Here is a 20148-nt window from a genome sequence, read left to right on the forward strand (position 1 = left end):
TCAATTATTCTAAAATATATTCATTTTTAACAGCATCCACAGTCATCATCGCAATTATTATTTAATAAAAATAAAATAAATATAATTAATACAATCCAAATTAAGGAATTATTTTGTTCAAAAAAACCACAGCCACTATTTCCGCTAAGCGCTAAGAAAATTACAAAACCAAATATTAAAAAAAGAATCATTGGATTATCGTCAATAAAATCAAATCCTCTAACAAAATCACTTAATTGGCTCATATATTCCCCCCTAAAGTATGTATTAGTTCTCTAATATTAATATATGATTATGTTTTACTTAAGTGCTTGTCTTATATAATTACTAACTCTTTAAATCTAAGATCTTTAAGTTTTATATTTTTCATTGTTTATATAAATATTATAATGATGACGTTAAACTGAAATTAAGTTTTTAGACAGTTTTATTTTTCTTCATAGAAATTTACATTTTTTATTACAATATCTATTGATCCATTTTCATTTTGTCTTACGCTATATTTCATTGGGTCTTCAAAATCTGATAAGTTACCTTTTATATCAAATCCGTTATCCGTTCTTATGCTTCTTTTCTTAAGCTTTTTCTCAACCCACTTTTTATCTATATTAAAGCTTTCTTCTAAGCCTTTATCTTCCATATGCTCTTTGAAACTTTCTTTTAGCTCTTCATCTTTTATGTTATTTTCTACAAAGTCTTTTACATTAATTTCTTGCTTTTCTTTTAGTGTATAGTTTAATATACTTCTTACATCTTCTGCTTTCTTTATATCACTACTTAATGCATTAGTAATCCAATTTTCAGCTGTATTTTTAAATACTTTTGTTTTATATTTATCATCATCTATCTTTTCCGCATGTAAAAATTCAGATACAAATTTAGATTCACTACCTTCTTTTTCTGCATCTTTATCTAATACCTTTAAATGATATTCATCATTTATACCATTTGCTCCTACTATTGCTGCTTGCTTCTGTCTTCCTGTTTCAGGTATTCCTATTTCATTACTTACCATTTGTATATTGAACTTTTCATCTAAGAGCTCAATTGAATGAGTATACAATCTTTTGTAATCTAACTTAACTATACCAACATATTTTTCATCCTTTACAGTATATAAGCAAATTGCTAAATCACAAGATTCTATTTCTGCATTTATTTTCATTACTTCAAATAGATATGCTGCAATTTCTTTAGAGTTTTGTAAAAATGTATCTTCATCATATATTATTTGTTCACAACAATTTTTAATTAAATTGTCATTATAATTTTTAAAAGCAGCTTTTCTTAAATCATCATCTTTTGCTACTCTGTTCATTACTTTTTGGAAAAACTTATCTACTTCTGGACTAACTCTTCCTTCATAATCATTTAATATTGGAGTTTCATTTTCTTTATCTAGAACGTGTATTATAAACTTATGTATTACCATACTCTCACCTCTATTTTATTATCTTAATTTTTCTATTAACTTTCTCATATCTTCTGGAATATCAGCCTTAAATTCTAAATTTTCCTTAGTTCTTGGCTGCATGAATTCTAAACTATACGCATGTAATGCTTGTCTATCTATTAGATTTTCGTCTACATATCCATAAAGCTCATCTCCAATTATACCATGACCTATAAAGTTCATATGTACTCTTATTTGATGAGTTCTTCCAGTTTCTAACTTTACTTCTAAAACTGTTGCGTCATTTAACCTCTCTAAAACTTTATAATGAGTTACGGATGGTTGTCCTTTTTCATCAACTATCCTTTTTACACTATCCTCTGTAGGCCTATAGATAGGTTGATTGATAGTTCCTTCATCATCCTTTACTATACCCTTTACTATAGTTATGTATTTTTTAACAAATTTATCATCACTCATATCCTTGGATAATACATGATGTGCATAAGCATTTTTAGCTACTATTACAAGTCCAGATGTATTCATATCTAGTCTATTTACAAATCTTACTTTCACCTTTTCATCTTTTTTAATTATATAGTCAGTTACCCCATTTGCAATTGTTTTATCATAGTGACTTTTAGTTGGGTGCACTACCATAAAAGGAGGTTTATTTACCATAATTATATCAAAATCATCATATATTATATCTAAATTTAAATTTTGTGGCTCAAAATTAGCCATATCTTCATCTATTTTAACCTCTATCAAATCGCCCTTTACTACCTTTACACTAGGCTTTTTAAATTCTCCATTTACCAATACAGTTTTTTCTCTTTTCATTTTTGATAAAGATCTAACTGAAAAATTCAACTTATCTAATAAAACTTCCTTTAAAGTTAAATCTTCTTCATTTGTATATGATATAAGATTATACTTTTGTACTTCTTTTTTAAACAAATCTGCACCTACTCTCAAATTTTATAACATTATATATTTTACACTATTTTATTATTTTAGATAATACATTTTCAAATTTATTTATTCAATAACCTGTATTAAGCTTCACTATATTAAATAACAATTAAAAATGTATATAAGTATATATGTACCTCCTAGGAAATAAATAAAAGATAGATTAAAAAACAATCTATCTTTTATTTATTACTTAATTTTATTTTTGAAGCTATCCAAAAAGCTATTAATGAACTAATACCACCAATAATAAATGGTAACTTATTTCCATAGTCAAATATAAACCCTGAAATTAATGACCCACTTACCATGCCTAAAGCTTTAAACGAACCTTGAATTCCCATAACCTCGCCATAATTGTCCCTAGCTAACTTTGAAACTATACTTTGTTGTATCGGAGTAACTATAGCACTTGAAGCTATAAATATAGCTAAAAATAATAATGCTATATAACTATTATCAATTAAGCTAAATAAAATTATAGAAACACCAGTAAAACCTAAAGCTACTACCATTGTTTTTCTTTCTTCAAAATGTTTACTCAAATATGGATTGATTACTACATTCATAAATAATGCTATAACTCCAGCTACTGCCATAACAATTCCATTTACACTAGTTGGTACGCTTGCAACATCCTCTAAGAAATAGTTTATCGTTGAACTATAAGAAGTTGTAGCAATAGTAATTAAAACCATTACAATCATCATTATCCCTATAGAAGATTTTAAATCTATTAAGCTTTTATTTAGCTTCAAATGTCCTAAGTAAACTTTATATTTATCATTTTTTTCTGTTATAGTTTCTTTAATAAACACTGCTACTATCAATGCAATCAACATTGATGCTAAAAATTGAGTTAAAAATGCATATTTATATCCACTCATCCCTACAAATCCTCCGACTAAAGCTCCAAATGAAGCTCCTATAGAGTTTGCAGCCGTATTATAAGAAAGGTATTTTATTCTATCTTCTTTAGTAGATACATCACTTATGTATGCTGTTGATACTGTAATATACCCTACAGATAAACCACCTGCTAAAATTCTAAATAAAAGAATTATAACCTCATTGGATGAAAATCCAAATCCTAACTGACTTATACCATACCCTATCATGCCAACTATAAGTATTTTCTTTCTACCTTGAGCATCAGATATAGATCCCCAAATTGGAGACATAATAAACTGAGCTATAGCCATAGATGAATAAAATACTCCAAATGTATATGTAGGCAAACCTAGTGAATTTATAAGTGTTGGTGTAACTGGATGGGATATATTAAAAGTAGCCATAGTCAAAAAATTCAAAAATAATATTTTTATGATTCTCTTGTTGTCCATACTTTCTCCTTTTATTGTTATTTAATTTATTTTTAATATACCCTAAATTCCTATTATATACTTTAGATAAATATAAAAATTCGCTTCTCTAATGTCGACAACGACTTCATCTGTTGCTTAAGTTTAATAGTCGATATTATAAAATAGTGTAGTTATCTAAATTACATATAATTTGATAAACTACACTACTATACTATAAATATTATTTTTTAACACTACTTTTTAAATACTTACCTATAGGCTCTATTATAAATCCAAACCCTAAACCTATAAAGCCTGCCATTGACCACATATAGTTACCAGTTATAGTACCCAGTATCATTCCTATTATCGTACAACCAATCATTAAATCAACCGACAAGTCATCTTTTTCCGCATTGTTTCCTTTACAGTAATTTATTTCATCAGTATTTGAATAATTTACTTCTATTTTATTATCATCTACTTTATCCTCTCTCAATACTAGATCGTCTATGGTCGTATTAAATATATTTCTAAGTAATATAAGATTATCTATATCTGGATACGCTTTACCCGACTCCCATTTAGATATAGCTTGACGAGATATATTTAGTTTATCAGCTAGTTGTTCTTGAGATAAATTATTTTCTTTTCTAAGTTTTTTTAAGTTTTCTCCTAAATTCAATATACGCACCTCTTTTCAATAAAAATTATATATTGTCATGAAAATTTAATATATAATGTAATAGTTGCTTTTTGTAAACTTATAGTTGCATATACTGATATTACTTTGTTTTATAATGTATTATATCCTTTACAAACATCTACCCACTTCTCACAATTTGAATATCTATTTAATTCATCGCAAGTAAGTTCGATAGATGAATTACTGCTTCCTGCTGCAGGAAATACTGTTTCAAATCTTTTCATAGATTTATCTAAGTATACTTTAACATCTGTTTTTAATGCAAATGGGCAAACACCACCTACAGCATGGCCAGTAAATTCCAAAGCTTCTTCTGGAGTTAGTATTTTTGCCTTACATCCAAATTCTTTTTTAAACTTTTGATTATCTATTTTCGCATCTCCTGATGTAACTATTAAAATAGCTCCATCATTTATTTTAAAAGAAAGAGTTTTTGCTATTCTAGCAGGAATAACCCCAACTGCTTGTGCTGCTAATTCAACAGTTGCACTAGACTTCTCATGTTCCACTATATCACTATCTCTATTAAATTGTTTGAAATACTCTCTTACTTCTTCTATTGCCAAGTTTAAACATCCCCTTTAAAACTAATTTAGTACTTTTAATTATTCTTAATTTTATCAACACTTATACAATAGCTATATTAATAAATCCCAAAATACTTTCTATAACCATTTTTTTAATCTCCTTATTATTGATATTTTATTCATAATTATTTGTATTTAAATTACCAAAATTATAACTTCCACCACCACTACTTACTGATGTAAACTTGTTTATTATAGGTAAATCAACTACAAATTTATAAGAATACTCTATATTAACATTATTTAAATCAAAAGATTCTTTTCCTAATTTAAGTCCTTTTGGCATTAAAAATGTTATACATTTTTCTCCAAAAGGTTCTATACCATCTTGCATTAATTTATTATTATTTAGATCAGATTTATAGTAATCTAAACTAACAAATGAAGCAAATGTATAGCTATTATCCTCAAGCATTATTTCTTTTCCAAAGTCTAAATTTACCTTTTCTAATATAAATCGGTATTTACTTCTATTTATAATTTTAAATCTTACAAGGGTACCTTCTTCAACTTCTTGGTATCCATCTAAATTAATATCAGCATTTATTTCATTATTATCATCATAATCTTGCATATATACTATATTTCCATACATTTTTTTATTTACTAAAATATGTATATTAAATATAATTACAATAATTATAGCTACTATAAAGAATTTCTTAAAATTTATAATATTTTTATCCTTAATGATTCTAATAGATAAAATCATTGATAATATAAATATCAAACTAGATGCAAAGGCTATGCTATATAAATTTACGTATTTAGTGTTCATATCATATATTATATACTCAAATATCTTACTTAAAGGACCTCCAAATGAATAAAACACATCTATCGAATTAAAATCATTGTAAATTTTATCTGTTATTAAAGATAAAATTCCAAATCCAACAAATCCTAAAATTATTGAAACTCCATTTATATAAACTTTAGACTTTCTATATCCAAATTTAAATATTATTGGTAGTATTATAGAAATTATAGTTAAGAAAATAATATTTGAAATTAAAACATCGTTTAGCACTGAACCTCTATAGAAAACCCCACCTAATATCCAAGTAATTATTGAATTCATTACAGTGGTTATAATTATTAAACTAAATCCAAATATATACTTAGAGTAGACCAAATTTTCTTTATTTACTGGCATACTTAATATAAAGTTTTCTGAATTATTTTCATAATCTTGTTTAAAACTGCTAATTAAGATTAAATAACTTATGATAATATTTACAGTGAAGTAAGATATCGGATTCAAAAACGTATAAAAAAATAACAATATAAATAAATACTGTAGATTAGATTTTTTATTTGATATAATTGTTGTTATTATATCCTTTTTTATTAATTCGAACATCTTACTCTCCCCTTAGCCTTTCAATTATTTTTTCTCCTAAATCCTTAATGAGAATCTCTTTTTCCTCCCAAGTAATAGTTGTATATGCACCATCACCAATTGGTAGATCTTTCGAAAAAGTTCCATTATACTTTAAACTAGTGGAATCTAAATCAAAGAATTTATCATTAATTTTAATACCTTTAGGATATAAAAACTCTATGTATCCTTCTTTTTTAGGTTCTATACCTGTCCAAGTAATATCATTTTCTTCTCCAAATTTTATTGGGAGAATATTTAATTTAAAAGCTTCTCTAGAGTCTATGATTTTATTATCATCACTTCTTTTACATGAAAAAAATGTAATACTTGCATTTTCTAGTCTATAGGTATATCCACTGTTATTTTTTATTTTCATCTTAATTAGCACACCATTATCAGTTTCTTCATATCTATCAACACTAATATCAGTATTTATATCATCTATCTTCTTATAATCTTCTACACTAATTCTCTCATTAAATATATGCTTATTAACTCCTATAAAAAATAAAATCACAATTATTGTATAAGCACTTACTTTAGCAAATTTATTCATATTTTTACCCCCTTTATCGCATTTAATAATTTGTAGGGATAAAAACATTGAAAGTATAAAAATTACTATAGCTCCAAAACTTATACTATATAAATTAATTGATGATGTATAATTATTTAATGTATGGTCTACTACTGACATTAAAAATGCTCCCACCTGAAAAAGTATAAATACTAACGCTATAAATCCAAAAATAAATTTTACTTTTTTATCTTTAAACTTAAAATGTATAGGTAATACAACTGATACTATAAGTAAATATAGTATTAAGGATACTAATACATCATTTAATACTGCTCCCCTATGTATTTTTATACTAAGAATTTCAAAAATAATATTATTTATAATAGTCGTAGTAAATATCAATGCTATGCTTAATATGTATTTCGAATAAACTAAATTATCTTTATTAATGGGCATACTCATTATAAATTTATAAGCATTATCTTCATAATCATAAGCAAAGGTATTTATTAATATTACATAGCTCATAAATACATTGATAGCAAAATATGCAATTGGATTAAAAAATGTATAACATATTAATAAGGTTAGAATATACCTAAATAAAAGTTGCCTATCAGACTTTATAGTAACTAAAATATCTTTCTTTATTAAATCAAACATTTAATTCCCCTCATTCCCAGTTATAATCTTTTAGTATAGTAATACATAAATTCTTCTATATTCGGAATTTTTATATTATCTTCACCTACACTTTTAAGCATAGCTTTGTAGCTTTCCTCACTATCTATTTTTATTAAAGCCTCACTATAGTACTTTTTATGATTTACACTTATCATTGTACTTAACCCCTCTAAATCTTCTTTACTGCCTCTCACTATCCTATACTCTTCTTTTAAACTTTCCTTATCCTTGCTAAATACAATTTCACCTTTATTGATAAATGTTATATAATCTGCTATTCTATCTAAATCTTCTGTGTTATGAGTACATATAAGAACACTAGTGTTTTCTCCTTCTATAAATTCTTGCAGATACATAAGTACTTCTTTTCTAACGATTGGATCAAGTCCTGCTGTCGGCTCATCTAGTATTAGTAGCTTAGCATTATGACTTAATGCATTTGCAAGCATAAGTTTTGCAGATTGACCTTTTGATAAGTTTTCTATCTTTAATTTTTCATTTATATTAAATTTTGTTAAATACTCATCAAACTTAGACTTTTTAAAGTCTTTATAAAAATAATTTGATATATTTTTAAAATCTTTTACAGTTACATGAGGATAAAAATTTAAACTATCATATACAAATCCAATCTTATTTTTTATTTCCTCTGGAGAATCTTCCACATTTTTTCCAAATATTTTTATATCTCCAATATCATAGTCTACTAAACCCATTATAAGTTTTATCAATGTTGTTTTTCCTGAACCATTAGGACCGATTAACCCCATGATATATCCTTCTGGTAGTTGTAGACTTATATTTTTCAATTTAAAGCTCCCTAAATCTTTATTTAAATTTTTAATCTTAAGCATATGTTCACCCCTCATATAAACAATTAAATATTTCGATAATCTCTTTTTTGGATACGTCTATAATCTTTGATATTTCAATAATTTCTTCTATTTTATTTTCTATTTCTTTAATTTTTTCTTCAAAAATTATTTCCTTATTAAATCCAGCAACAAAAGTACCTTTTCCAGGAACTATATCAATAAATCCTTGTTTTTGTAATTCTTCATAAGCTCTTTTCGTAGTAATTACGCTTATATTTAAATCCCTAGCTAAAGCTCTTATTGATGGCAGTAAATCACCTGGTTTTAGTTCATTTGAAATTATAGCTCCTTTAATTTGATTTGCAATTTGACCATATATTGTAGTATCCGATGAATTACTAATTATAATTTTCATAGCTACTCCTTTCTTAATTCAAAGCACTAACTGTATATATCCAGTATATACTGTATATACATATTAATCAATATAATTATCCTACAACATATGTTAATTTATTATCTTTTTTAAACCATAACCAAATTATGTTATAATACAAAGTATAAAGAGGTGGAAAGATGAAAAGAATTATAACTATAAACTCAAATCAAATAAATAAGTCAATTGAGACTAGGGATTTATTAAGAGAAAAGCTAATCAGTGCTGGATTTAATGTATGCTATGATTTTCATCCAAACACAGAACTTATTATATCAATTGGTGGAGATGGTTCTTTTTTAAAGACGGTTCATGATTTTGATTTTCCAGATGTACCTATTGTCGGAATAAATACTGGTCATCTTGGCTTCTTTCCTGAAATCTCACCCGAAGAGATAGACAAGTTTATAGAAGCTTACTTAAATAATGATTATATTGTTGAAGAAGTTCCTGTTATTCAGGCTAGCGTATGTACTAATAAAAGTTGCTGTGATGTTTTTGCTATTAATGAAGTTGTTGTAAAAGGAGATAAATCAAGAACTATACATCTTAATCTAAAGGTTAATGATCGACATATACAAAATTTTAGTGGTGACGGTATGATAGTATCTACTCCAACTGGATCTACAGCTTATAATTATGCTGCCGGTGGTAGTATTGTAGATACTAGTATAGAGCTAATGCAATTAACACCGCTTTACCCAATCAATACAAATGCATATAGATGTTTTACATCTAGTATTATATTTTCAATTGACTCTATTATAAAAATTGCACCAGAGTATAGATTTGAAGATTCTATACTAATTGTAGTTGATGGAGTTGAACACAGATTTAGACAAATCTCAGATATTCAGATTTTTTCATCTGATATGAAAATTAGTTTGCTTAGAATGGCTAACTATGAATTCTGGAGCAGGGTATCTGAGAAATTTTTATAAAATACATAGGAGATTTTACAATGAAAATAGGCGTAATGAGTGATACTCACGGAAGTTTAGAGTATTTTGAGAAGGCTATAAAAACGTTATCCGATTGTGATGTTCTACTTCATGGTGGAGATATACTTTACCATGGTCCTAGAAATGACTTACCTAAGGATTACAATCCTAAGGCTGTTATTGAAAAAATAAATAATTTAAATAATATACTTATAACTAAGGGGAACTGTGAAGCTGATGTAGACCAAATGGTAATAAAACATCCTATCCAAAGTCCTTATGTTATGAGTCAATTTGGAGAAATAAGAATATTACTAACTCATGGATATACTAGTTCTAAAGAAGACACTATAGAAAAAGCTAAGAGTATGGGAGCCGATATATTAATTCTTGGACATACTCATGTAAAAGAATTATTTTTTGATGAATCTTTGATAGTTTTAAATCCAGGAAGTACATCTATACCAAAAGATGGTACTCATTCTGTTGCTACAATTGAAATAATTGAATCAGACACTGAAGATGAGTTAGATTTAGACTTTAACTTTATAGATTTAAATACAGGTAAAATTATAGAATTGTAATTTTAATTCAAATAAAATAAGGAATCTTTAAATATATTTATATTATAAGACTCCTTATTTTTATTTTATCGTTCAGTATAATTTTCAGCTATTTTTATAATTAATTTTGAGCATCTCTCCATTGAATCTATTGATACACATTCATTTTTACTATGAAAGTTCATTCCTCCAGTAAATATATTTGGACAAGGTAATCCTTCATAAGATAACCTTGATCCATCAGTTCCTCCTCTTATAGGTATTATATTTGGAGTTATACCCACTTCTTCCATTGACTTTTTAGCTATATCAACAATAAACATAACTGGTTCTACTTTTTCTTTCATGTTATAATATTGATCTTTCAAGTCTAAAGTTATTCTTCCATCATATTTTTCATTTAACTTTTCTATAACATCTGTCATATAAGCTTTTCTAGCTTCAAACTTCTCTCTATCGTGATCTCTTATAATATAAATCATAGTCACTTCTTCTACACTTCCATTTATATCATTTAGATGATAGAAACCTTCATAGTTTTCTGTTGTTTCAGGCCTCTCGTTTGTTGGGAAAGATTGAGCTATTTCGCAGGCAATATGTAAAGCATTTATCATCTTATTCTTTGCTGAACCTGGATGAACATTTCTTCCTTGTATTTTTATTGTAGCTCCTGCGGCATTAAAATTCTCATATTCAAGTTCTCCCTCAACACCACCATCTATTGTATATGCATATTTTGCACCGAATTTTTTTACATTAAATAAGTCTGCACCTCTTCCAATTTCTTCATCAGGTGTAAATCCTATTTTTATATTCCCATGTTTAACTTCTGGGTGATTTCTTAAGTATTCTACTGCAGTCATAATAGCCGTTATTCCAGCTTTATCATCTGCCCCTAATAAAGTTGTTCCATCAGTTACAATTATATCATGACCTTTTAATTCACTTAATTCTGGATAATCTTTTATGTATGTTATAATATTTAGTTCCTCATTTAAAATTATGTCTTCTCCATTATAATTTTTTATAACTCTTGGTTTTACATCTTTTCCTGTAATATCTGGTGCTGTATCTAAATGAGATATAAATCCTATAGTATCTACACCCTCAGTATTACCTTTTAATGTAGCCATCACGTAGCTATTTTCATCTACATTAGCATCCTCTAACCCTAATTTCTTTAATTCCTCAACTAAGTAATTCGCAAATATTCTTTGTCCTTCTGTAGAAGGGCAAGCTGAGTTATTACTATCTGCTGTTGTATCAAATTTAACATAGTTTAAAAATCTTTCTGTAATTTTTTCCTTCATATAAGCTCCTTCTTTCTTATGTAATTAATTTTATATATACTTTATATTTATTGTTTGCTACTAATTAAAGAATTTCAACTTTTTTTAATATATCGTGCATAGCTACTAATCCTAAACAAAATATTATTCCAATTATCCCTTTAATCTGTACCCCTATAAAAATAGCAATAACTGTAGATAAAGGATTCAAACCAATATGTGCAGATACTAGTTTTGGCTCAAGTATTTGCCTTACTACTGATAATCCTAGAAATACAATACTTATTGATATCGAAATAAAGTAATTTTCAATAATAAGATTATAAACTATTATAGGAACAAAAATTACCACTATTCCTAGGAATGGAACTAAGTCTAGTAATCCTCCTATTATACCTAATATAAACCCATAGGGTACTCCAAATAATTCAAAACTACCCCAAATAACTAAAAAAGTAATACTCATAAGTATCACATATGCTTTTATATATCCTAAAATAGATATTCTAACTTCTTTTTTTATATTTTTAACCTTGCATTTTGCACTGTCTGTAAACATACTATAAAAGCTATCTTCAATTTTATCTAGATCTTGTGCAATAAAATAAGTAGATATAAATAAAGTTATTATTAGTATTACTATGTAAGGTATAGATGTTGCGAAATTTATTATATTACTTAAAAAGTTCTTAGATATTTCAATTAAATCTGTGCTATATTTTCCTATAACTTCTTCAACATTAAAACTTGATATCTCTTTAAAATTTTCTAAATATAAGTTTGCCTGTTTAAGTAATGTTTCAATCATATTATTAATATCACTATAGTTTGTGTCTATATGATTTAAGAAAGTCATTATCTGCCTAGTACCTGATATAACTAATATAGTAGCGGTAGTAATTGCTATTGCTACACCTAAAAAACTAAGTATTAATGTAGATATCCCTTTATTTATATGCAACTTGTCTTTAAGTTTTTGAGATATTGGATTTATAATTAATGCTATGACTAGTCCAATAAAAAAAGGTGCTATATACGGAAATGTTTTATATATAAATATAAAACATAAACTATATATAACAAAAAAAACAGCATTGTTTTTTAATTTTTTTAAAAATTCTTTGTTTAATACTGCCACTTACTCATCCCCTTTATTTAATTATATACCCAATTATATTATAGTATACAAATAAAACACTGCAGGTCGCAGTGTTTTATTTATGTGAATATTCTTATCTTCATTATTCTGTTTTTATCAAGACTTTCTATACACAACCTTATATTATCTACTTCAACAACTTCATTTTCTTCTGGAATACGTCCTAAATGACCTATTATAAAACCTCCTATAGAATCAAATTCTTCTGATTCTAATTTAGTTCCTATCATTTCATTTACATCAGTTATTTTAGTACTTCCTTCAACTATATATTCATCTTCTTTTATCACTTGTATTTCATCATCTTCTTCATCATACTCATCATCTATATCACCAACAATTACTTCAACTAAATCTTCTACTGTTATTAGACCTGCTGTAGCTCCATATTCGTCTACTACAATTGCCATTTGACATTTTTCTTTTTTCATTTCTTCTAATAGTTGAGTAATCTTCTTAAATTCATACGTGAAAAATGCTTCTCTTACATACTCTTTTATATTAAAGTTTTCAATTTCTTCATCTTCTAGGAATACTACATCCTTTATATTAAGAATACCTATTATATTATCTATAGATTCTTCATATACAGGTAATCTACTTAACTTTTCATTTTTAAATAAATCCATGATTTCTTCATAAGTATCTTCTGCATTTATAGCTACAATATCTAATCTTTGAATCATCGCCTCTTTGGCCTGCATATCACCAAATTGGAATACATTGTTGATTATTTCTCTTTCTTCAATTTCAAGTACTCCCTCTTCATGACTTACATTTACCATAGTTTTAAGCTCTTCTTCAGTTATATATGGTTGAATGCCTTTATCTTGAACTCCAAGAACCTTGAATATAACCCAAGTTATTATGTTAAACACCCATACTACAGGTTTTAAAAATACTATGGTAGCCTTAATTGGCTTAGAAACTATAAGCGCCACCTTTTCAGTATTGTTAGCTGCTATAGTTTTTGGAGTAATTTCTCCAAATATTAGTACTAATATTGTCATAACTGCAGTTGCTATAGGTACACCACTTTCTCCATATAAAGACATAAATAACGATGTTGATATAGATGTTGCTGCTATATTCACAACATTATTTCCTACCAATATAGATGTTAAAAGATTATTTGGGTTATCTATTAAAGAGCCTACTAATTTAGCACCTTTAACTCCTTCTTCTTTCATGTACCTTATTCTAATTTTGCTTAAAGACATTAAAGCAGTTTCTGATGCAGAGAAAAAACCTGAACCTACTAATAATATCCCTAATAATACTATTTGAATCAAATTACTACTACTGGTCGAATCCAACCTTTACCACACTCCTAATTTTTTGTTTTTTAATGTTCAGTATAATGTTAGTATTAATTATAACACAAGTATATATTTTTTGGAAACAGTACAATTCATATAAGTTTATCCCATAATATTATGCCCTCATATTAACAATAAATATTTATATCAATAAATTTAATACCCTTTTTTATTTTATAATTACATATATGTAATTTAAGTTTAAATTATTATTTTATTAATAAAATTTTCAATAACTACTAATAATAATTTGTATAAATTTAAATTTACATATGGAGGTAATTTAATGAAAGATTTACTAGATAAAGGTGCTGTTTTACAACGAGATAAAGAAACTTATGCTATTGCTCCTCATGTCCCTGCAGGATTAATAACATCTGATCAACTTAGAAAACTCGCTGATGTAGCCGATAAATATAATGTCAGCGCTATAAAAATTACAGCTGCACAACGTATAGCTTTGGTTGGATTAAAGGAAGATGATATTGATAGTGTATGGAATGATTTAGGTATGAAGCCCGGAGCTGCAATAGGTCTATGTGTAAGAAGTATTAAAACTTGCCCTGGAACTACTTTTTGTAAAAGAGGATTCAGAGACTCTGTAAAAATGGGATTAGCCTTAGATGATAGATATCATGGTATGAATCTTCCTAATAAATTAAAAATTGGAGTTAGTGGATGTCCAAATAGTTGCTCTGACAATCATACTCGAGATATCGGCTTAATGGGTATGCCTAAGGGTTGGACTATTTTTGCTGGTGGTAAGGGTGGTACAATGCCTAGACTTGGTAATAGATTAATAATGAATGTACCTGATGATAAAGTTTTAGAAATGGTTGATAAGATAGTTAAAGTATATGCTGAAAATGCAAGCGGAAAAGAAAGATTAGGAGCTTATATTGATAGAGTTGGATTAGATGAATTTAAATCCATATTAAATTTAGACAGCTTTCTACAATAATTAATTACTTTTTATTTTTTTTTACATTCTATGTCACATTTTTTAAATTCTGCATATAATATATCAAGAGAAAATTAAAAAAGATTTTCTCTTGAAATAAAATAGCATGAATATCAAAACTCCTGTTAATATTCTAAAATGAGCGGTTATTAAAAATTTCTTTCCCTAAAACTTAAGCCACCTATTCTCCCCCCCTTGTATAGGTGGCTTTTTTTATGCAAATATGTATATAAATTTATTATTTGTAAATACTTATATATGAGAGCGGAAATTATATATCTCTCCCCCTAATAAGTATATATAATATTGGCATCTACAACTCCCCCTTGTAGATGCCCCTTTTTTTTATAAAGCTTTTTAAAATTTAGCTATATTCAATTTTAATCTTAGAACCTGATCCTGCTTCACTTGATGTAACCAATAATTTAATTGGTACTCTATTTTTCAAATCTTCAACGTGGCTTATTATACCTACGCTTAATTTATCACTATGTAATCTCTCTAAAGATTCCATAACAATATCTAAAAGCTCAGCATCCAAAGATCCAAACCCTTCATCTAAGAAGAAGAATTCTAATGGTGCACTACCCTTTAATTGGATTTGAGATGATAATGCAAGAGCTAAAGATAATGAAGTCAAGAATGTTTCTCCTCCAGAGAGAGTATCTACACTTCTTCTTTCTCCACCATTAAAATTATCTCTCATAACAAAGTTTAGTTTTTGATCTATCTCTAGAGCATATCTTCCCCTTGTTATAGCTTCTAATCGTTTAGATGCCTCAAGTGCTATATATTTTAGCTGATTAGTTGCAACATATTCAACAAATCTATTACCTTGTATTATTTTATCTAAATCATCTAGTAAATCTACTTTATGTTGAACTCTTCTTATATCTTTAGTAAGCTCTTTTATTTTTTCTAAAGAATCTTTTAAACTATTTAATATATTTTCTTTTGCTCCAATTTCTTTAGAAATTTCTCCAATCTCTAATCTTAAAGTATAAATATTATTTTTTAATTCATCAAATTCTTCCTTATTAATTCTTCTTCCAGCTAACTTTTGTTTTAAATCTTCAATTTTATAATTTAATAATTTCTGATTTTCTTCGTATTCTAAAATCTCTTCATATAACCTTTTCTTGTGATCATATTCTAATAATGCTCTCTTTACCGCATAAATACTTTCAAATTTATTATCATTTAATAACTGATTCAAAGTTTCTTCTTGTATTTTATGATGATCTTTTGCAGTATTTAATCTACCTTCTATAATTTTTTTATCACCTAGACATTTTTCATACTCTATTCTTTGTGTTTCTAACTTATGTTTTAATTCATCTTCTGATTTTGTTATTTTTTCTGCATATGCTTCTAACTTAACTAATAGCTCCTTAGCAGATTCTCCTTTAGTTATAGATATAAAGTCTCTATATTTCTCATCTCTAAATCTACATTTTTCTGAATATAACTCTCTAGCTTTTATAAGCTCTAATTCCGTTTTATGTATCTTATCATCTAATGTCTTAATTTCTAAGTCAGACTTTTCTTTTATAGAGATTAATTCTGAGTACTCAGTATTTAAATTTTCTATAATTTTTTCATTTTGATTTATCTCATCCACTTTCGTACTTAAATTAGATACTTTTACTATAGCTCTTAATCCTAAGTACTCTTCCTTTAATTTTTTATATTTTGAATCTACTTCCTCTAAGGATAACTTTATTTCTTTTATAGATTTTTTATAACTATTTAATTCTTCTAATATCTTAATTTCATCTTTTTCAATTTTACTTTTATCTTCTTTAAATTTAATTATTTTTTGTTCTAAAGTTTCTTTTTCATTATTCCATTTTTGAACACTATTTTTTAATAACTCTAAAACCCTATTTTCTGATTCTAATTTAGATAAAATTTCATTAGATTTTAATTCCCCAATTTTACCATGAAGTTCGTTTAATTCCTTTACTTTTATTTTCTCAGCTGAGATATATTCACCATTTTTTAAGTTTAACTCTTCAAGATTTAAACGATAAAGTTTATCTACACCATTTAACTTTTCCAACTTACCTTTAAGAAAGTCTATCTCATCATCCTTACTTAAAATCTCAATTTTTTCATGATGTTTTGAACCACATACTGGACATGGGATATCTTCTTTTAATTCTCTTCTAAGTTCTGATGCTAAATTTAAATATCTTAATTTATCTATTTCTTTTTCTAAATCACTAATTTCTTTTTTATTAGTATCTAGCCTTTCACTTAATACTGCTACTTCTCTACTATTATTGTATTTTTTTTCTAGAATAATATTTACTTCATCCTGTAGAGTACTTATTTTAATTTCGCTTTCTTTTACTGAATTTAATTTACTTCTTAGTTCCGCAATATATTCTGTCTTAGATAATATTTCTTCATTAGTTCCAGGACACTTTTTCATTAATACTTCATGAGAATTAATTAAGTCCTCTAACTTTGAAGTGATACTTATTCTATCTCTCTCTATATATTTACTCTTTAAATTTAACTCATCAGTTTCTTTTGATAAATTATTTAATTTATCTAGTTTTTGAGACTTCTCCTCACCTAATTTTATATACTCTTTTTCATAGTCATAAGCTAAAAATATTTTTTGCTTATGATCTGCACTTATTTTTAACTTAATTAATTTTTCTTCTTTATCCTTTAGATTTTTAATTACTACATCTCTATTGCTTTCTATATCTTTTCTATAAATTTCGGATGTTTTCTTTTCTTTACTTAATTGAATACCTCTTTCTTTCATTTCTTTTATTTCTTCATTTATAACATTTAATTCTTCTTCTATTTTTAAAGCGTTATTAAGCTTTTCTTTATGCTCCATAAGTCTTGGCATTTTTTCATCCTTAATCTTATACGCTTCTTCGTATCTATTCTTAGTTAATATAAGCTCTTGATTTAAAATTCCTAACTTTCTTTCTAATTCTTCTACTTTTAAAGAATCATCTTGTATTTTTTTTTCTAGCTCTTGAACTACATATATATTAGGATTAACTCGTTCAGCATTTTCTGCATTTTCTAACTGAATTTTTTTATCTTTGATATCATTTTTCTTTAAATCTAATTCTCTTTTCTTAATTTCATATTTTTCTAACTTACTTTGCTCCTCAAAAACTTCTTTACTTTCTTCATATGTTTTTTGTGCCAAATCTAGCTTATCATGTTCTTCTTTTTCTCTTAATTTTAAGATATCTAATTCATTTGAAGTATTTTCATATACTTCTATACTAACACCTTCAAATTGATTTATTTTAACATTTAAATCTCTTAATTCAAGATTCTGTTCATTTTTTCTTTTTCTAACCTTTTCTATAAGTCCTCTTCCATATTTCTCAAGGCTAAATATTCTTTCTAGCATATCTCTTCTATCAGAACCTGTAAGTTTTAAAAATTCATTAAATTTACCTTGTGGTAAAACAACAGATCTTGTAAAATCATTTGCTGTTAAACCTACAACTTGAGTTATTTTGTCATTTACATCTTTAGCCTTATCAGCTAGTATAATTTCTGTTCCATCATTTTGCTTTTCTATTAATCTTGCATAAGTAGTTTTAGTTCCTCCAACCTTGCTTCGACCTATTATTCTACTTACTTCATATCTTCTCTTTGAATTTTTGCTTCCTATTTCAAATTCATAATTTACTACTGCTTCCTTACAAGCACTATTTATAAACTCTTTTGTATTTCTAGATATATTTCCATACATAGCTATAGTTATAGCATCTAAGATTGTAGATTTACCACTTCCTGTATTCCCAAATATACCAAATAATCCTCTTTCTATTAACTTGTCAAACTCTATTGTTTGCTCATCTATATAGCTATTTAATCCACTTACTGTTAGCTTAATTGGTCTCATCTTCTAAATCACCTTCTTCACTTATTATATCTAAGAATAAATCCATAAGTTCTCCACGAGGGTCAAGTCCTGTACTAAATTGATAAAACTCTTTAAATAATTCTCCCATAGATTTTTCATTTACATCTATTTCTTCTTCATTATATTCAGAAGTTATAATCGGCCTAATTTCTATAATATCATCTAGTAATTCCTTCATTTTTTTTATTTCTGATTGACTTATTACATGTTCTGTTTTTATTTCAAAATAAGACCATATATCTCTATCCTGATTATCCTCACAAATTTTAATAGCTTCTTCTATTCCATTGCATTTAAATACTTCTATTGGTTTGTAATTTTTAAAATATATGCTTTGTATTATTGGACTTTCTCCCGCTTTCAAATCAACTATATTTGCTCCCTTGGCATAGCTTCTCTCATCCTTACTGTACTGTAATGGTGAACCAGAGTAATAAGCATTCAGTCTATCTGATGCTTTTTGTGGTTTATGTAAATGACCTAATGCTATATACTGTGCTTTTGTAGGTAAATCTTTCTTTTCTACCAATAAACTACCTCCCAGTTGTATAGGCCTTTCTGAGTCTGTCCCCTCACCTCCTACAACAAAAATATGGGATACAGCTATGTTTATTGTATCTTCTTCAAAATTTTCTTCTAGTTCTCTAAATAATTCTCCGACTCTCTCAGAGTAAGTTTTTTGTGCCTCTTCGTTATTATTAGGATTACCAATTGCCTCATTTAGTCTTTTTTCACTTGGATAGGGAAGTGTGATTATAGTTGCCTTCTCACCTTTAATTTCTACTTTTAAACAACCTTCCTTTGCATCTAAAATTTCAAATCCTTCGTATTTAGCTTTTTCTGTAGAACTTAAAGGATATCCTAATACTATTATCCCTTGCTCATGTGCAAGGGGTGTAATTGCAGCAAGTCTTTCTGGATTGTCATGGTTTCCAGAAATAATTAGCACACATCTTTCACCATTATTTGCTAACCTTGATACAGTTTTGTAAAATAATTTTTCTGCTTGAGCAGGAGGATTAGATGTATCATATATATCTCCTGCTATTATAACCATATCTATATCATTATCATTTACTAGTTTTACAAAATCCTCACAAAACTTCTCCTGTTCTTCAAGCCTTGAGTGCCCCTCTAGACTTTTGCCTAGATGCCAATCTGATGTATGAATAAATTTCATGTTAACCCTCCTATAA

18 protein-coding genes are annotated in these 20148 nt (G+C 26.9%); 3 read left to right on the top strand and 15 right to left on the bottom strand.

The features are described from left to right. Nucleotides 1-26: 26 nt before the first annotated feature. The 10 genes from H8923_RS03240 to H8923_RS03285 form a co-directional block, all read right to left on the bottom strand. The gene (locus tag H8923_RS03240; protein WP_153925844.1) at nt 27-245 is read right to left on the bottom strand and encodes a hypothetical protein; all 219 of its coding nucleotides are present in this window, start codon (nt 243-245) and stop codon (nt 27-29) included. Nucleotides 246-427: 182 nt separating this feature from the next. Then, on the bottom strand, nt 428-1432 hold the full coding sequence (locus H8923_RS03245; protein ID WP_153925846.1) for a nucleoid-associated protein: 1005 nt from the start codon (nt 1430-1432) through the stop codon (nt 428-430). Between the two features lie 18 nt (nt 1433-1450). Continuing rightward, nucleotides 1451-2353: an RluA family pseudouridine synthase gene (locus tag H8923_RS03250; protein ID WP_153925848.1), complete on the bottom strand. Its 903-nt coding sequence runs from the start codon at nt 2351-2353 to the stop codon at nt 1451-1453. Nucleotides 2354-2550: 197 nt separating this feature from the next. Continuing rightward, entirely contained in the window at nt 2551-3711 is a 1161-nt protein-coding gene (locus H8923_RS03255) for an MFS transporter (RefSeq protein WP_153925850.1), read from the bottom strand. Nucleotides 3712-3913: 202 nt separating this feature from the next. Further along, the gene (locus H8923_RS03260) at nt 3914-4357 is read right to left on the bottom strand and encodes a helix-turn-helix domain-containing protein (protein ID WP_153925852.1); all 444 of its coding nucleotides are present in this window, start codon (nt 4355-4357) and stop codon (nt 3914-3916) included. A gap of 110 nt (nt 4358-4467) precedes the next feature. Continuing rightward, entirely contained in the window at nt 4468-4944 is a 477-nt protein-coding gene (locus H8923_RS03265) for a YbaK/EbsC family protein (protein ID WP_153925854.1), read from the bottom strand. A gap of 136 nt (nt 4945-5080) precedes the next feature. Then, nucleotides 5081-6328 (bottom strand): ABC-2 transporter permease, encoded by a 1248-nt coding sequence (locus tag H8923_RS03270; protein WP_153925856.1) that lies wholly within the window; start codon nt 6326-6328, stop codon nt 5081-5083. Between the two features lies 1 nt (nt 6329). Further along, nucleotides 6330-7532 (bottom strand): ABC-2 transporter permease, encoded by a 1203-nt coding sequence (locus H8923_RS03275; RefSeq protein WP_153925857.1) that lies wholly within the window; start codon nt 7530-7532, stop codon nt 6330-6332. Nucleotides 7533-7552: 20 nt separating this feature from the next. Further along, complete coding sequence (locus tag H8923_RS03280) at nt 7553-8407, bottom strand: ABC transporter ATP-binding protein (RefSeq protein WP_153925860.1); 855 nt, start codon at nt 8405-8407, stop codon at nt 7553-7555. A gap of 4 nt (nt 8408-8411) precedes the next feature. Further along, nucleotides 8412-8783: a GntR family transcriptional regulator gene (locus tag H8923_RS03285; protein WP_153925862.1), complete on the bottom strand. Its 372-nt coding sequence runs from the start codon at nt 8781-8783 to the stop codon at nt 8412-8414. Between the two features lie 161 nt (nt 8784-8944). Between H8923_RS03285 and H8923_RS03290 the strand changes: the two genes are divergently transcribed. Both H8923_RS03290 and yfcE read left to right on the top strand, forming a co-directional pair. Beyond that, entirely contained in the window at nt 8945-9745 is an 801-nt protein-coding gene (locus H8923_RS03290; RefSeq protein ID WP_153925864.1) for an NAD(+)/NADH kinase, read from the top strand. Between the two features lie 20 nt (nt 9746-9765). Then, entirely contained in the window at nt 9766-10329 is a 564-nt protein-coding gene (yfcE, locus tag H8923_RS03295) for a phosphodiesterase (protein ID WP_153925866.1), read from the top strand. Nucleotides 10330-10394: 65 nt separating this feature from the next. On the opposite strand, the gene pepT is transcribed toward yfcE, so the two are convergent. The 3 genes from pepT to H8923_RS03310 all read right to left on the bottom strand — a co-directional run bounded on the left by pepT (nt 10395) and on the right by H8923_RS03310 (nt 14072). After that, nucleotides 10395-11618 carry a peptidase T gene (gene pepT, locus H8923_RS03300; RefSeq protein ID WP_153925868.1) on the bottom strand — a complete coding sequence of 408 codons (1224 nt, stop codon included), beginning with the start codon at nt 11616-11618 and terminating at the stop codon, nt 10395-10397. 64 nt (nt 11619-11682) lie between these two features. Then, the gene (ytvI, locus tag H8923_RS03305; protein WP_187127821.1) at nt 11683-12735 is read right to left on the bottom strand and encodes a sporulation integral membrane protein YtvI; all 1053 of its coding nucleotides are present in this window, start codon (nt 12733-12735) and stop codon (nt 11683-11685) included. Nucleotides 12736-12815: 80 nt separating this feature from the next. Continuing rightward, complete coding sequence (locus H8923_RS03310) at nt 12816-14072, bottom strand: HlyC/CorC family transporter (protein ID WP_263457694.1); 1257 nt, start codon at nt 14070-14072, stop codon at nt 12816-12818. A gap of 289 nt (nt 14073-14361) precedes the next feature. On the opposite strand from H8923_RS03310, the gene H8923_RS03315 reads away from it, so the two are divergent. Further along, nucleotides 14362-15036, top strand: a complete 675-nt coding sequence (locus H8923_RS03315; protein ID WP_153925870.1) for a nitrite/sulfite reductase domain-containing protein — start codon at nt 14362-14364, stop codon at nt 15034-15036. A 364-nt stretch (nt 15037-15400) separates the two neighbouring features. On the opposite strand, the gene H8923_RS03320 is transcribed toward H8923_RS03315, so the two are convergent. Both H8923_RS03320 and H8923_RS03325 read right to left on the bottom strand, forming a co-directional pair. After that, entirely contained in the window at nt 15401-18931 is a 3531-nt protein-coding gene (locus H8923_RS03320; RefSeq protein WP_153925872.1) for an AAA family ATPase, read from the bottom strand. Beyond that, the gene (locus tag H8923_RS03325; RefSeq protein ID WP_153925874.1) at nt 18918-20132 is read right to left on the bottom strand and encodes an exonuclease SbcCD subunit D; all 1215 of its coding nucleotides are present in this window, start codon (nt 20130-20132) and stop codon (nt 18918-18920) included. Before H8923_RS03325 ends, H8923_RS03320 begins: the two co-directional genes overlap by 14 nt. Nucleotides 20133-20148: the final 16 nt, after the last annotated feature.

The organism is Romboutsia faecis, from assembly GCF_014323405.1.
Classification (GTDB): Bacteria; Bacillota; Clostridia; order Peptostreptococcales; family Peptostreptococcaceae; genus Romboutsia_E; species Romboutsia_E faecis.